This window comes from Stutzerimonas stutzeri (assembly GCF_009789555.1).
GTDB lineage: Bacteria > Pseudomonadota > Gammaproteobacteria > Pseudomonadales > Pseudomonadaceae > Stutzerimonas > Stutzerimonas stutzeri_R.
In genome coordinates, this window is record NZ_CP046902.1 from 2,488,886 (window position 1) to 2,503,479 (window position 14,594).

The window sequence follows — 14,594 nt, forward strand, 5'->3', positions numbered from 1 at the left end:
GCGAATGAACGCTTCCCTTCCGCTTGCACCGGCCGCGGCCGCTACGCTCACGCGCTGGCATCGAATGATCGAATCCAAGGACCTCGGCCAATTGTCGACGCTGCTTCATCCGCAGGCGGTGTTTCGTTCACCGATGGCCTTTACCCCCTACGAAAGTGCAGCGGCAGTCGATCTGATCCTCAGCACCGTGGTAACGGTTTTCGAAGATTTCGCTTACCACCGCGAGCTGGCCAGCGCCGATGGTCTTGACGTGGCGCTGGAGTTCAGCGCTCGCGTCGGGCAGCGACAACTCAAGGGCATCGACATGATTCGCTTCGATGAGACCGGACTGATTACCGATTTCGAAGTCATGGTGCGTCCCATGAGCGGGCTGCAGGTGCTTGGCGAGGAAATGGGCAAGCGCCTGGCGCCTCAACTGGCCGCGCTCAAGCGCTGATCGTTTGTTCCAACCCTGTCACAGTTTGCTGGCTGCACACCGTTGCGAATATGGCGCCCCGACTCGCTGCCAACCCAGTCACATCGCCCGTTGCGATTTTTCCCCTAAACTTGCGCCGACCATGAGACAGCGGCGTCGATGCAGCGGCTGTCTCGGAATTTTCGCTGGCCGACCAAGCCGTTGAGGGCGCGAACATGCAGATCAAACCGCAGACGGTCGAAGCCGTTCTGTTCTTCAACGACGGCGGCATCTGCAAGGAAATGCTTTATCCGGAATTCGAGGCCATGCTCGACGGCATCGTCTGCATGCCCGAGTTCGCCGACCAGCAGATGCGCGTCGCCTATGTCTTGATCAATACCCGCTTGCAGATTCGTGCGGCGGTATTCTTCTATCTTGATTTCAACGAAGACGGCTCGGCCGATAGTGGCTGGAACATCCCGCTGCGCAGCCTGGCCGAGCGTACCGGGCGCGGTCCCGATCTGGGGGCTGGCCCCATACGCCTGGCCTGCCGAAGCCAGTGCCCGGTGTCCTGGCACCAGATGCACCTTTGGGACCCGGAACTGACCCCGAGCAACAACCACTTTGTCCAGCTTCGCGATCGGGTCAAGCGCAACCAGCTCGGTCTGCTGGTCGAGGAAGACCTGCCCCAGGCAGTACCGGCCGAGCGGTTGCAGATGGTCGCCGAGGACACCTGGTATCCGGCCGATTCCGTCAGCCAGGCGACCACCCGAAGAGCCGAGAAGCTCGAGCAGGAACAACGCCTCAAGGCGGCGCAGCTGATCAAGCAACAGCGTTTGCGCATCGCCAGTCTCGAACAGCAGCGCGAGGCCGACATCAATCGACTGCGGGACCTGGCTGCACAACAGCAGGCCAAGTTGCAGGATGAACTCGCCCAATTGCGCCACGAACTGTCGGTCAAGGAGCAGGCGGCCGCGGACCTGCGTTCACAGCTCAACGAGCAGACCGAAGGTTTTCGCAAGACCCGTGAAGAAATGAGCCGTCAGTTGCGTGCACTGGAGCACAACAGCCGCGCCGAAGCCGAGGTCGCCCGCGCGCAGTTCGACCAGGAACTGCAGAAACAGATCGCCGCCGCCGTGGCCGAATACAAGGAGCAAGTGGCGATTCGGGATGTGGAACTGGCCTACCGTAACGAGCTAGACAATCAATTGCAGGATGAAATCGAACAGTTGCGCAAAGAACGTGACGCACTGGCCGAGCAGGGCGGTGATCGCGTGCTCGAACGCCTTTCGGTCATCGGCGTGACGTTCATGGCTTATCACCCCGGCGCAGGGCACCTGACCATTCCGCTTCAGGACATGGCGCGCTATCAGCACAGCCCGCTCGCCTACGCAGCGGCCAAGTGCGCGGTGTCCGAAGACCAGTACGGCCAATGGGTCCAGCACTACCGGCAGCCGACCTGCGTCGCCATGCTGCCAAGCGGGGAGCGCTGCAACATGCCATTGGACAAGGTCGAGGTGCCGGGCCGTTTCCTCGTCGGCGAATCGAATTGTTGTGCCAGGCATCGTTCGCAGGATCGCCTACGCACCGGTAGCTGACGCAGGTGTCCGCGTCCCCGGTGCTCTCGCCAGCGTCTCTGCCTGCGCCCTTGCAGCTCATCGACCTGCCTTGGTTGCGGCGAGCGGACGTGCAGCTTGCCGTGCTGCGGCTGGACTTGATCGATCCCCAGGTGTCTGGAAACAAGGGATTCAAACTCCTTCATCATCTGCGCGCCGCGCGGGCGGCCGATGCGCCGGGATTGATCAGTCTCGGTGGGGCGCATTCCAATCATCTCCATGCGCTGGCGGCGGCAGCCCAGCGGGTCGGGCTGGCCAGTGTCGGCCTGTTGCGCGGTCACCCTCAGCGCACCGCGACCGTGGACGATCTGCAGCGATTCGGCATGCATCTGCACTGGTTGGGTTATGCCGGCTACCGCGAACGGCATCAACCGACGTTCTTCGATGCCTGGCGTGAGCGCTATCCGGGTTACTACTGCATACCGGAGGGCGGCGGTGGCCTCGCTGGTGCCCTGGGCTGCGCTCCCTTGGTGGCCAGGGTGCGCCAACAGCTTGCCACGCTTGGATGGCAAGACCACGACGGCTGGTGGCTGGCGGCCGGAACCGGAACCACGCTGGCCGGACTGGTAATCGGTGAGGCCGGGCAGGGCGGTCGTCGGGTACAGGGTGCGCTGGCCGGTCCCGCCAGCCATGGCGTGGCGCAAACGATTGCCGGGCTGCTGACCGAGGCCGGCATCAGCGGCGCGAACTATGAGCTGATCGATGCAAGTCGTGGTGGTTTCGGGAAGTTCGACGAGGCGCTTCTGCGCTTCATGGTCGAAATGGAGCGCACGACCGGCATGCCGCTGGAGCCGGTTTATACAGCCAAGGCGATGATGGCATTGCGCCTTCACGTGGAGCGCGGGTATGTTGCCGGCGGCACGCGACTCATCTTCGTGCATACCGGTGGCCTGCAAGGTCGGCGGGGTGCACAGGCTCAGCTGGACGAGCTGCTGCGCTGACCCACGTATTGGAAAACATGGATGAACAAACCGCTACTTCCCGATCAGCTACGCAGCCTGATCCCGCTCAACGCGCTCTCGCCTCGCCAGTTGCAGACATTGCGCGACCAATTGATCCCGCGCCCGCTGCTGGCTAACCAGGTTCTGTTCGAGGGCGAGGCGGAGGCCGGATCGAGCTACTTTCTGCTGACCGGCTCCCTCTCGCTGCAAGGTCCGCACGGCGAGCCTCGCCGGTTGGTCGCCGGCACCCCGGAAAGCTGTCATGTGTTCGCGGCGGGCAGTCGGCTGAACCGCGTCTGGGCACTGGAAGACTCCAGCGTGCTGGTGCTCGACAGCGCCCAGCTGGACCGTTTGCTGTCCTGGCGTCAAAGCCATGCCGATCTGCTGCTTGAATTGGCGACCGCTGGCGAACTGACCGACTGGCTGGAGGAACTGCTGGAGAACCCGCTGTTCGCCAAGGTCCCGTCGGAAAACGTGCGCACCATGCTGAACAGGCTCGAATCCATGGACCTGCCTGCCGGTCAGGTGCTGCTGCGTGAGGGCGATGCCGGCGATTGCTGCTATTTCCTCAAAAGCGGCCGAGCGGAAGTGGTGATTGGCCTCGGCAGCGACGAACAGGTGGTGGGGGAGTTGGGCGTCGGCGCCTGCTTCGGCGAGCAGGCCTTGCTGACCGAAGGCCCGCGCAATGCCACCGTGACGTTGCTCGAGGACGCGAGTGTGCTGCGCCTCGCGCGGCAGGACTTCCTCGCCCTGCTGAAGGCGCCGGTGGTTGCCGAGCTGAGCCTTGCACTGGCGAGTGAATGGATTGCCGGAGGCGCGCAGTGGCTGGATGTTCGGCTGCTGGACGAATATCAGCGGGGCCATGCGCTGAAGGCGCTGAACATGCCGCTGCATCTGTTGCGCCTGAAAGCGCGCCTGTTGAAGCAGGATCGGCTTTATCTGTGTTATTGCGACAGCGGCAAACGCAGCGCGAGCGCGGTGTTCCTGCTGACCCAGCTGGGCTTCAATGCCTATTCGCTGCGCGACGGCCTGGATGCCCTGTCGGTCGATGAATATGCCGCTCTGCTCTCGGAACGGGGCAATGGCTATCTGGCGCGCTCCGGCGGTCGAACCGAACGTAGCGGTTGAGGCGGCAAGCCTGACGATCATGCCGATAGCGCGGCAACGGCCCAGCCCGCCAGGCCGCCGACGATCACCACCAGCCAGGGGGGCAATCTCCAGGCCATCAGCGCGACCAGCGCGGTCAGCGCCAGTGCAAAATCGTACGGACCGAATATCGCGTTGGTCCAGACCGGGTCGTACAGGGCCGCCAGCAGCAGCCCGACGACGGCCGCATTCACGCCAGCGAGTGCGGCCTGTACGTGGAGGTTGAGCCGTAGCCGGTCCCAGAACGGCATCACGCCGAAGACCAGCAGGAACGAAGGCACGAACACGGCGACGAGGCATAGGGCTGCGCTCATCAGGCGGGTGCTACCCTCGTTCATCGAGCCGCCGAGAAACGCCGAAAAGGTGAACAAGGGACCCGGTACCGCCTGAGCGGCTCCGTAGCCGGCGAGGAAGGTATCGTTGCTGACCCAACCGCTGGGAACGACCTCGGCTTGCAGCAGCGGCAGCACCACGTGGCCGCCACCGAATACCAGGGCGCCGGTGCGATAGAACGTGTCGAGCAATGCGATCCATTGGCTGCTTGAGGCAGCGGCCAGCGCGGGCAGCACGACCAGCAGGGCGAAGAACAGCAAAAGCAACAGGCCGGCCATCGTGCGATGCGCAACGGGGGGCAGTGGTGCTGCACGGTTCGTCGTCGACGGCCGGAACAGGACCAGCCCGACCAGCGCGGCCAGCGCGATGACGCCAAGCTGCGCCCAGGCGTGGGGCAGCACCAATACCGCGCAGGCTGCAAGCAACGCCAGGCTCGTACGCGCTGCGCCGACACAGAGCGTTTGCGCCATGCCCCACACTGCCTGGGCGACGACCGCCACCGCGACGATTTTAAGACCGTGCAGCAGGCCCTGCGGGAACCCGTCGCCCCAACTGGAGATGCCCAGGGCAAACAGCGTCAGCGCAAGCGCCGATGGCAGCGTAAAGCCGGCCCAGGCCGCCAGGGACCCTCGGTAGCCGCCGCGCAACAAGCCAATCGCGATGCCGACCTGGCTGCTGGCCGGTCCTGGCAAAAACTGGCAGAGCGCGACCAGATCCGCATACCGCGCTTCATCCAGCCAGCGGCGGCGGTGGACGAATTCTTCACGAAAGTAGCCGATGTGCGCCACGGGCCCGCCGAATGAGGTAAGCCCCAGGCGCAGGAACACCAAGAGGATGGTCCAGGGGCTCGAATGCGGGTGGTTGTCAGAAGGCGATTGTGAAGGCATCGGTGACCGTTTGTAGGGTGAATGTTGCGCCTGCGGACGCGACAGTCTGCACGACGCAGATGACGGTTCGATGGCCATCGCCGAGGCGGTTCACCCCGGCCAGCTGTCGGGAACCACGAACAGCCGTTCGCGCTCGACCCAGTGACCGTCGGTGCCCGGTTCGATGCGCGCCAGGAGCCTCGCCTGGCCTTTGCCATCGCCCTCGTCGATCCAGCGATCAACGTCCTCGTCTCGCCAAAGCTCGGCGTGATCCAGCCGCGCCGGCGCCAGCCAGGCCTGACGCTGGAGCGGCTGCCAGCGTGATGCGCCGCGCGTTCCCGTCTCGTTCAGCCAGTCCCGCTGCCGAAGCCAGCGGCCGCGCAGATGCTCCGGGTTGGCGCCCAGCGGTGGTTCACAACCGGACGATGCGGGCTGAAACAGGTAGCCACCGAGCCAGAGCGCGCTGTCGATTTCACAACAGGTCAGCTCGGCCAGCAGTGCCCTGGCATGTGAGTGGGTCGGCAGTTGCAGCTGGTGCTCGCACAGGCGCCTCAGCTTGATGTCCAGTCGGTCGTGACTGCCCGGTCCCAGCCAGTGGTCGTGCCGACGGCGGTCGCCGGCCTCCAGGCCCAGGTAGAGCTTGACCGCCAGTTCGAGATGATGGACGCCTTCGGCATCGTGAAGGATCAGGTCCAGCTCGCCGAGCGTATGGCCTCCCTGGCGGATCGGAAGATTGGCTACCAGCAGGTCGACGTCCGGCGCCTGGCTCAGAGCGAACTGCCACAGGCGTTCGTAGTAAAGGCCCAGACGGCGAATGCTGTGTTGCGCCAGCCAGGCTTCGAGTACGGACGGTTGGGCATCATGCGACAGCAACCAGTCGGCGAGCTCTCCCGGCCGCCATGCCCAGCGACTGGCGGCGAGCGGGTGACGCTGGGGCGAGGGGGGATGACTCAACAAGGGCGGCGATAACAGCACCCAGGCGAGATCCCGCACCTGGGGGTGCAATAATCGGGGCAGCAATTCGGCCAGGCAGGGAAGGGTCATGCAACAAGCATAGCCGGGATGGTTTGCCGCGACTTCGGGCTTTCGCCCATAATCCTCGCGCCGCATCGCAACGGGACGAGACGCCGAGCGCAGGTTGAACTCAACGCCGCCCGCGCGACACCAACCTAGTGCCTGTTACGCTCTGGCCGGCCCGTTTCCTCGACGTATGCCCGCCCGCTACCAGCCACGCCTATCAGGGAGCTTCAATGGATCAGTTCCGCAATATCGGCATCATCGGTCGCCTGGGCAGTTCCCAGGTGCTCGATACCATTCGCCGACTGAAAAGGTTTCTCGTGGACCGCGGTCTGCACGTCATCCTTGAAGAGAACATTGCCGAGGTCCTGCCGGGCCACGGTATGCAGACCTCGTCGCGACAACGGCTGGGCGACTCCTGCGACCTGGTGATCGTGGTGGGCGGTGACGGCAGCCTGCTCGGTGCGGCGCGGGCGATGGCCAGGCACCGTGTGCCGGTGCTGGGGATCAACCGTGGCAGCCTGGGCTTTCTCACCGATATACGCCCCGACGAACTGGAGGAGAAGGTCGCCGAGGTGCTCAGCGGCCAATACACGCTTGAAAATCGCTTCCTGCTGGAAGCGCAGGTGCGGCGCTTCGAGGAGTCCATCGGCGAAGGCGATGCGCTCAACGATGTCGTGCTGCATCCGGGCAAATCGACGCGGATGATCGAGTTCGAACTGTACATCGACGGCCAGTTCGTCTGCAGCCAGAAGGCCGACGGGCTGATCGTGGCTACCCCTACGGGCTCGACGGCCTACTCGCTTTCGGCCGGAGGGCCGATCATGCACCCGCGTCTGGATGCCATCGTCATCGTGCCGATGTACCCACACACCTTGTCCAGCCGACCGATCGTGGTGGACGGCAACAGTGAGCTGAAAATCGTGGTTTCGCCGAACATGCAGATCTATCCGCAGGTCTCGTGTGACGGCCAGAACCACTTCACCTGCGCGCCGGGCGATACCGTCACGGTGCGCAAGAAGCCGCAGAAGCTGCACCTGATCCACCCGCTCGACCACAACTACTACGAGGTTTGCCGTACCAAGCTCGGCTGGGGCAGTCGCCTCGGTGGGGGCGAATAGTGATCCTCGACCCGGCGCGCGCCTACGACCTCATCGGGGACGTGCACGGTTGCGCCCGTACCCTGGCGCGCCTGCTCGATCAGCTTGGCTACAGCCAGCATCAGGGCGTCTGGCAGCATCCACGGCGGCAGGTGATCTTCCTCGGTGACATCATCGACCGTGGTCCGCGCATCCGCGAGGCGCTGCATCTGGTGCACGACATGGTCGAGGCCGGGCACGCCTACTGCATCATGGGCAATCACGAATTCAACGCGTTGGGGTGGTACACGCCCGCTCCGCCGCAAAGCGGCAAGCGCTTCGTCCGTGAGCACACGCCGCGCTATGAGATGTTGCTGCAACAGACATTCGAGCAATTCGAGCGCTATCCGGACGAATGGCAGGCCATGCGCGACTGGTTCATGGAGCTGCCGTTGTTTCTCGAGTGCGAGCGCTTCCGCGTCGTTCATGCCTGCTGGGATACCGCAGTGATCGACCCGCTGCGTCAGCGCTTGCGGCACGGTTGCGTCGATCTCGAGTTTCTGCGTGACGCCGCTTTTTCCGACGGCTTCGCTGCCAAGGCGCTGGATCGCCTGCTGCGCGGCACAGACATGCCGCTGCCCGAGGGCCTGACGCTGACCAGCGCCGAGGGCTTTACCCGCAGCTTCTTCCGCACCAAGTTCTGGGAAGAAAATCCCAAGACCTACGGCGATATCGTGTTTCAGCCCGACGGGCTGCCGGAAAAAGCGGCCCGCCTGCCGCTCAGCGAGAGTCAGAAGAGCCGCTTGTTCCTCTACGGCCCCGACGAGCCGCTGTTGTTCGTCGGGCATTACTGGCGTAGCGGTGAGCCCGCTCCCATACGCCACAACCTGGCGTGCCTGGATTACAGCGCGGTGAAATTCGGCAAGCTGGTGGCCTACCGGCTCGATCAGGAAACCCGACTCGACCCGGCGAAGTTCGTCTGGGTGAACGTGGAGCGCTAGATGGTCGTAGTAGAGGCGTTGCGCCTGCCGTTGTCAGAAGACCTGAGTGGTTTCATCGCATTGCTGCGGCGCCTGCAGGTGCCTTGTCGGGTATCCGAAGAAGCGGGCGAGCAGGTGCTGCGAGTGCCGGCCGAAACCGCCGAGCAGGTGCGCGAGCTGTATCGACGCTATCCGCAAGGCGACGGAGCCGTCGTGGCTGAGCAACCGGTGCGCCGCGGTGGCGGTTTCCTCGCGAGCCTGCGCCGTAGCCCGTTGACCGCAGCGGTCCTGCTGTTGACGTTCGTCGCCGCCGCCATCACCTTGCTTGGCGAAAATTTCGACACCATCCGCTGGTTGAGCTTCAGTGATTTTCGCATCGACGGCGAATACGCCTATTTCGCCACGCTCGAGCAAACGCTCGCCGCCGGACAATGGTGGCGGCTGGTCACGCCGATCTTCGTCCACTTTGGCTTCCTTCACTTGGCGATGAACGCCATGTGGTACTGGGAGCTTGGCCGGCGCATCGAGTACCGCCAGGGTGCCTTGATGCTGTTGGGGCTGACCCTGGCGTTTGGCGTCGTTTCCAACCTGTCGCAATACGTGTTCGGTGGTCCCGGCATTTTTGGTGGCCTGTCCGGTGTGCTCTACGGACTGCTCGGGCATTGCTGGCTGTACCAGAAGTTGTCGCCGGACGAGGCCTACCGCCTGCCGCCCGGCGTGGTCGTGCTGATGTTGATCTGGCTGGTGGTTTGCCTGACCGGCGTGATCGAACTGGTGAGCTTCGGCGCGCTGGCGATTGCCAATGCTGCCCACGTCGGCGGCCTGGCCGCCGGATGCCTGACCGGTATCCTCGGCGGCATGCTGTCGCGTCGCAGGGCTGCGCGGCGGCGCAGTTGAAAGGTCGATCGGGTTTTCCTTTAAGCGTCGGCGCTCGGTAGAATGCTCGCTTGTTTCCCCGGGAGCCGGTCATGTCGTCCTTTATCGAAGCCATCGAAAACATCACCCCTGAAATCTACGAAAGCCTCAAGACCGCCGTCGAGCTGGGCAAGTGGAACGATGGTCGCAAGCTGACCCCTGAGCAGAAGGAAATCTGTCTCGGTGCGATGACCGCCTGGGAAATCCAGAACCTGCCCGAAGAACAGCGCACCGGCTACATGGGCGGCCAGGAATGCGCCTCCAAGAGCAAGAACAAGGCGCCGATCGATACCAGCCTGTTCGCGCCGGCTTCCGGGACCCGTCACTGATGCTCGAACTGGGACGCGGCGCACTGAGCAAAATGTCGGTGCAACTCGGCGCGCCAGCGCAATATGCCTTCTGCCTCGATGACCAGCGGGTGCCGGTCAACCCGCTGATCGGCAAGACGCTGCGGCTCGAAAACCTCGGCGCCATTCATTGCAGCCACTGCGGTCGCAAGACCAACAAGAGCTTCAGCCAGGGCTATTGCTACCCGTGCTTCAAGAAGCTGCCGCAGTGCGACATCTGCATCATGAGCCCGGAAAAATGCCATCACGACTTCGGCACCTGCCGCGATCCGCAGTGGGGCATGGACTTCTGCATGACCGATCATGTGGTCTACCTGGCCAATTCGTCGGGCATCAAGGTGGGCATCACCCGCGCCACGCAACTGCCGACGCGCTGGCTCGACCAGGGCGCGAGCCAGGCGCTGCCGATCATGCGCGTCGCCACCCGCCAGCAATCGGGCATGGTCGAAGACCTGTTGCGCAGCCAGGTGGCTGATCGTACCAATTGGCGTGCGCTGCTCAAGGGCGATGCCGAACCGATCGACCTGGTCGAGATCCGTGAGCGGATTTTCGATGCCTGCGCCGAGGGCCTGCGCGGTCTCCAGCAGCGCTATGGCTTGCAGGCGATCCAGCCGCTGGCCGATGCCGAAGCAGTGGAAATCCGCTATCCGGTCGACGCCTACCCAACCAAGATCGTCAGTCTCGATCTGGAAAAGACACCGGTGGTCGAAGGCACCCTGCGCGGCATCAAGGGTCAATACCTGATCCTCGATACGGGTGTGATCAACATTCGCAAATTCACTGCCTATCAGATTGCTGCAAGCAGCAACGCATAAGCTTCAAGGCTTGTGGGTGGATCCTGTTCGATCGATCCACCAACTGAACCATTGACGCGCAACCTCCAGCTCACCGCTTGAAGTTGCCATGAAGAGGCCAACCCGATGCGCACCGAACAACCGAAAGTCATTCATCTCAAGGATTACCAGGCGCCCGAGTACCTGATCGATGAAACCCATCTGACCTTCGAACTCTACGAGGACCGCACACTGGTCCATGCGCAACTGGTGATGCGCCGCAACCCGGACGCCGGTGCGGGGTTGCCGCCGCTCGAATTGCACGGCCAGGACCTCGAACTGCTGTCGCTTTCGATCAATGACCGCTCGCTTGGCCTGGGTGAGTACGAGGTGGCCGGGGAGTGCCTGACCCTGCAGCCCGACAGCGCCAGCTTTACCCTCGACAGCACGGTAGTGATTCACCCGGAAAGCAACACCGCGCTGGAAGGGTTGTACAAATCGGGCAGCATGTTCTGCACCCAATGCGAGGCCGAGGGTTTTCGCAAGATCACCTACTACCTTGACCGTCCGGACGTGATGAGCACATTCACCACCACGGTCAGTGCCGAGAAGCAGGCCTATCCGATCCTGCTCTCCAACGGCAATCCACTCGCCAGCGGCGAAGAGGAGGATGGCCGCCATTGGGTCACCTGGGAAGACCCCTTCAGGAAACCGGCCTATCTGTTCGCGCTGGTGGCCGGCGATCTCTGGTGCGTCGAGGACAGCTTCACCACCATGAGCGGTCGCGACGTCGCGCTGCGCATCTATGTCGAGCCCGAGAATATCGACAAGTGCCAGCACGCCATGGACAGCCTGAAAAAATCCATGAAGTGGGACGAGCAGGCCTACGGACGCGAATACGATCTGGATATCTTCATGATCGTCGCGGTCAACGATTTCAACATGGGCGCCATGGAAAACAAGGGCCTCAACATCTTCAACTCCAGCGCCGTGCTGGCGCGGGCCGAGACGGCGACTGACGCCGCGCACCAGCGCGTCGAGGCGATCGTCGCCCACGAGTATTTCCACAACTGGTCAGGCAACCGCGTAACCTGCCGCGACTGGTTCCAGCTGTCGCTCAAGGAAGGGTTTACCGTTTTCCGCGATGCGCAGTTCAGTGCCGACATGAACTCGCCAACGGTCAAGCGCGTCGAAGACGTGTCCTACCTGCGCACCCATCAGTTCGCCGAAGACGCCGGCCCGATGGCCCACTCGGTGCGCCCGGAATCCTTCATCGAAATTTCCAACTTCTACACCCTGACCGTGTACGAGAAGGGCGCCGAAGTGGTGCGCATGATCCAGACGCTGCTGGGCGCGGAGGGTTTTCGCAAGGGCAGCGACCTGTATTTCGAGCGCCATGACGGCCAGGCGGTCACAGTCGACGATTTCGTCAAAGCCATGGAAGACGCCAACGGCGCCGACCTGACCCAGTTCAAGCGCTGGTACAGCCAGGCAGGTACGCCGCGCCTGGCCGTCAGCGAGCAGTACGATGCGGCCGGCAAGACCTATACGCTGACCTTCCGCCAGAGCTGCCCCGCGACTCCGGGGCAAAGCGAGAAGCAGCCATTCGTGATTCCGGTCTCGCTGGGCTTGCTCGATGGCCAGGGCACCGAGATCGCGCTGCGCCTGCAGGGCGAGGACGCGGCGGTCGGGACGAGCCGTGTGCTGGCGGTCGATCAGGCCGAGCAGAGCTTCACCTTCGTCGACGTCGCCGAACAACCGTTGCCCTCGCTGTTGCGCGGATTTTCCGCGCCGGTGAAGCTGGAGTTCCCCTATAGCCGCGATCAGCTGATGTTCCTCATGCAGCATGATTCCGATGGCTTCAACCGCTGGGAGGCGGGCCAGCAGTTGTCCGTGCAAGTGCTGCAGGAAATGATCGGCCAGCATCAGCGTGGCGAAGCGCTGCAGCTTGACCCGCGTCTGGTCGAGGCGTTGCGCAGCCTGTTGCAGGATGAGTCGCTCGATCCGGCCATGGTCGCCGAAATGCTCTCGTTGCCCAGCGAAGCCTACCTCACGGAAATCAGCACCGTGGCAGATGTCGATGCCATCCATGCGGCGCGTGATTTCGCGCGTGAGCGCATCGCCACGGCGTTGTTCGATCTTCTCTGGGCGCGTTACCAGGCCAATCGCGATGTATCACGCCAGACGACTTATATCGCCGAAGCGGGTCACTTCGCACGACGTGCGCTGCAGAACATCGCACTGTCCTACCTGATGCTCAGCGGCACGCCGGAAGTGGTCGCCGCCTGTGTCGAACAGTTCGAGCAGGCGGACAACATGACCGAGCGCCTGACCGCCTTGGCTGTGTTGGTCAACTCCACCTATGCCGCCGAGCGCGACAAGGCGCTCGAAGCCTTCGCCGAGCATTTCAAGGACAACCCGCTGGTGATGGATCAGTGGTTCAGCGTGCAGGCCGGCAATACCCAACCGGGCGGCCTGGAGCGTGTCCAGCAGCTGATGCAGCACCCGGCGTTCACGTTGAAGAACCCGAACAAGGTCCGCGCATTGATCGGTGCCTTCGCCAATCAGAACCTGGTCAATTTCCACCGGGCGGACGGCGGCGGTTACCGCTTCCTGGCCGATCAGGTGATCACGCTCAACACGCTCAACCCGCAGATCGCCTCGCGCCTTCTGGCACCGCTGACCCGCTGGCGCAAGTATGACGCCAGCCGTCAGGGCCTGATGAAGGCCGAGCTGGAGCGGATTCTGGCCTCTGGCGAGCTGTCCAGCGACGTCTATGAGGTGGTCAGCAAGAGCCTCGCCTGAGGCTCGATCCGAGGGCCTCGGGCTGACCGATGAGCCTTTTTGAATCCCGCGCCTCGTCGCGGGATTTCTTTTTACGGCGGCCTCGATCACCGGCGTGCAAGCGAAACACAATTCGCCTCGAACCCCCATGCCATAAGGCGTGCCTATCGGGCAACATCAATCAGCCTGGCTTAACAAAACATAACGTCCATTCAATTGCCGCCGCTTTCGAAAGCCCTATAGCATGGCCCAGCTTGATACCAAGCTCAGGCCTTACCTAATAAGAATAAAGGGGGTATGTATGAGTGAGCCCGTCATGTGGCGCACCCAATTCGGCCGTGCGGCAAGATCGCTTCGCACGCCGATGTTCAGCAGTCGCTCATCGCTGGCAAGAACACTCTCGCTCTGCAGTGCGCTCTCGATTCTGGTTCTGGTCGCCGCACCGGCTCAAGCGCAAGGCGCGGCAGAGCCAGGCGCGCGTTATGCGATCGAATCGAACAAAGCCGCCACCTCACTTCTGCTCGATGTCGCCTATGCCGGCGCGCGACTGGTCGCGGCCGGGGACCGGGGGCACATTCTCTATTCCGATGATGGCGGCACCCGTTGGATGCAGGCCAAGGTGCCGACGCGGCAGTTGCTCACCGCGGTTTACTTCGCCGACGACAAGCATGGGTGGGCGGTCGGTCACGACGCGTTGATCCTGGCGACCAATGACGGCGGCGAAACCTGGAGCCGACAGTACGAAAATCGCGAAGGCGAGGTGCCGCTGCTGGATGTCTGGTTCGAAAACCCCCAACACGGTTTCGCGACGGGTGCCTACGGCGTGCTGCTGGAAACCATTGACGGCGGCCAGAACTGGGAAGACGTCGCCGACCGCCTCGACAACGAGGACGGCACGCACCTCAACGCCATCGCGCAAATCCCCGGCTCCGGTCTGTTCATCGTCGGTGAAATGGGCGGCATGTTCCGTTCGACCGATATGGGCGAGACCTGGGAGCGCGTCGAGTCGCCTTATCAAGGGTCGTTCTTCGGCGTCGTCGGCGGGGGCGAGCCCGGTGTGGTCGTGGCGTTCGGCCTGCGCGGTCATCTGTTCCGTTCTACCGATTTCGGAGACAGCTGGCAGCCGATCGAACTGCTCGACGGCGGTGAGGCACTCGAGTCCGGGCTGGCGGACGGCAACCTGCTGCCCGACGGGCGCATCGTGGTGGTCGGACACGGCGGCACGGTACTGAGCAGCGAGGACAAAGGGCAGAGTTTCAAACTGTTCAGCCGGCCGGATCGCCGGTCGCTGTCAGGCGTCGTCGCCAACCCGGAGGGCAACCTGGTCCTCGTTGGGCAAAGCGGCGTAAGGGTCGTCTCGCCGAGCGGCGCGAACCTGCCCGTAAAACAACAATAAGCCGGAG

Annotated in this window: 13 protein-coding genes; 11 read left to right on the top strand and 2 right to left on the bottom strand. The window is 63.3% G+C overall.

The features are described from left to right. The first annotated feature begins 4 nt into the window (after nucleotides 1–4). The 4 genes from GQA94_RS11590 (at nucleotide 5) to GQA94_RS11605 (ending at nucleotide 4,079) form a co-directional block, all read left to right on the top strand. Entirely contained in the window at nucleotides 5–436 is a 432-nt protein-coding gene (locus tag GQA94_RS11590) for a nuclear transport factor 2 family protein (protein ID WP_158188169.1), read from the top strand. 194 nt (nucleotides 437–630) lie between these two features. Continuing rightward, on the top strand, nucleotides 631–1,992 hold the full coding sequence (locus tag GQA94_RS11595) for a chromosome partitioning protein ParA (RefSeq protein ID WP_158188170.1): 1,362 nt from the start codon (nucleotides 631–633) through the stop codon (nucleotides 1,990–1,992). Nucleotides 1,993–1,997: 5 nt separating this feature from the next. After that, complete coding sequence (locus tag GQA94_RS11600) at nucleotides 1,998–2,951, top strand: 1-aminocyclopropane-1-carboxylate deaminase/D-cysteine desulfhydrase (RefSeq protein WP_233270151.1); 954 nt, start codon at nucleotides 1,998–2,000, stop codon at nucleotides 2,949–2,951. A 21-nt stretch (nucleotides 2,952–2,972) separates the two neighbouring features. Then, nucleotides 2,973–4,079: a cyclic nucleotide-binding domain-containing protein gene (locus tag GQA94_RS11605; protein WP_158188171.1), complete on the top strand. Its 1,107-nt coding sequence runs from the start codon at nucleotides 2,973–2,975 to the stop codon at nucleotides 4,077–4,079. A gap of 17 nt (nucleotides 4,080–4,096) precedes the next feature. Here GQA94_RS11605 and chrA read toward each other — a convergent pair whose 3' ends face one another. Continuing rightward, nucleotides 4,097–5,317 (bottom strand): chromate efflux transporter, encoded by a 1,221-nt coding sequence (gene chrA, locus GQA94_RS11610; protein WP_158188172.1) that lies wholly within the window; start codon nucleotides 5,315–5,317, stop codon nucleotides 4,097–4,099. Between the two features lie 90 nt (nucleotides 5,318–5,407). Beyond that, the gene (locus GQA94_RS11615; protein ID WP_158188173.1) at nucleotides 5,408–6,340 is read right to left on the bottom strand and encodes a DUF1853 family protein; all 933 of its coding nucleotides are present in this window, start codon (nucleotides 6,338–6,340) and stop codon (nucleotides 5,408–5,410) included. Nucleotides 6,341–6,546: 206 nt separating this feature from the next. On the opposite strand from GQA94_RS11615, the gene GQA94_RS11620 reads away from it, so the two are divergent. The 7 genes from GQA94_RS11620 (at nucleotide 6,547) to GQA94_RS11650 (ending at nucleotide 14,587) form a co-directional block, all read left to right on the top strand. Next, a complete protein-coding gene (locus GQA94_RS11620; protein WP_158188174.1) occupies nucleotides 6,547–7,434 on the top strand; it encodes an NAD(+) kinase in 888 nt (295 codons plus the stop codon). After that, nucleotides 7,434–8,393 carry a metallophosphoesterase gene (locus GQA94_RS11625; RefSeq protein WP_158188175.1) on the top strand — a complete coding sequence of 320 codons (960 nt, stop codon included), beginning with the start codon at nucleotides 7,434–7,436 and terminating at the stop codon, nucleotides 8,391–8,393. Before GQA94_RS11620 ends, GQA94_RS11625 begins: the two co-directional genes overlap by 1 nt. Beyond that, a complete protein-coding gene (locus GQA94_RS11630; protein WP_158188176.1) occupies nucleotides 8,394–9,269 on the top strand; it encodes a rhomboid family intramembrane serine protease in 876 nt (291 codons plus the stop codon). A 71-nt stretch (nucleotides 9,270–9,340) separates the two neighbouring features. Beyond that, nucleotides 9,341–9,616, top strand: a complete 276-nt coding sequence (locus GQA94_RS11635) for a YeaC family protein (RefSeq protein WP_158188177.1) — start codon at nucleotides 9,341–9,343, stop codon at nucleotides 9,614–9,616. Next, entirely contained in the window at nucleotides 9,616–10,449 is an 834-nt protein-coding gene (locus tag GQA94_RS11640) for a DUF2797 domain-containing protein (RefSeq protein ID WP_158188178.1), read from the top strand. The genes GQA94_RS11635 and GQA94_RS11640 overlap by 1 nt, the downstream gene beginning before the upstream one ends. A gap of 105 nt (nucleotides 10,450–10,554) precedes the next feature. Further along, nucleotides 10,555–13,212, top strand: coding sequence for an aminopeptidase N (gene pepN / locus GQA94_RS11645; RefSeq protein WP_158188179.1), 2,658 nt, complete (start codon nucleotides 10,555–10,557; stop codon nucleotides 13,210–13,212). Nucleotides 13,213–13,492: 280 nt separating this feature from the next. Beyond that, complete coding sequence (locus GQA94_RS11650; protein WP_158188180.1) at nucleotides 13,493–14,587, top strand: WD40/YVTN/BNR-like repeat-containing protein; 1,095 nt, start codon at nucleotides 13,493–13,495, stop codon at nucleotides 14,585–14,587. Nucleotides 14,588–14,594: the final 7 nt, after the last annotated feature.

Coding starts and splice junctions, on each gene's coding strand:
- GQA94_RS11590 (WP_158188169.1), top strand. CDS start 5: ATGAACGCTTCCCTTCCGCTTGCACCGGCCGCGGCCGCTACGCTCACG.
- GQA94_RS11595 (WP_158188170.1), top strand. CDS start 631: ATGCAGATCAAACCGCAGACGGTCGAAGCCGTTCTGTTCTTCAACGAC.
- GQA94_RS11605 (WP_158188171.1), top strand. CDS start 2,973: ATGAACAAACCGCTACTTCCCGATCAGCTACGCAGCCTGATCCCGCTC.
- chrA (WP_158188172.1), bottom strand. CDS start 5,317: ATGCCTTCACAATCGCCTTCTGACAACCACCCGCATTCGAGCCCCTGG.
- GQA94_RS11615 (WP_158188173.1), bottom strand. CDS start 6,340: ATGACCCTTCCCTGCCTGGCCGAATTGCTGCCCCGATTATTGCACCCC.
- GQA94_RS11620 (WP_158188174.1), top strand. CDS start 6,547: ATGGATCAGTTCCGCAATATCGGCATCATCGGTCGCCTGGGCAGTTCC.
- GQA94_RS11630 (WP_158188176.1), top strand. CDS start 8,394: ATGGTCGTAGTAGAGGCGTTGCGCCTGCCGTTGTCAGAAGACCTGAGT.
- GQA94_RS11635 (WP_158188177.1), top strand. CDS start 9,341: ATGTCGTCCTTTATCGAAGCCATCGAAAACATCACCCCTGAAATCTAC.
- GQA94_RS11640 (WP_158188178.1), top strand. CDS start 9,616: ATGCTCGAACTGGGACGCGGCGCACTGAGCAAAATGTCGGTGCAACTC.
- pepN (WP_158188179.1), top strand. CDS start 10,555: ATGCGCACCGAACAACCGAAAGTCATTCATCTCAAGGATTACCAGGCG.
- GQA94_RS11650 (WP_158188180.1), top strand. CDS start 13,493: ATGAGTGAGCCCGTCATGTGGCGCACCCAATTCGGCCGTGCGGCAAGA.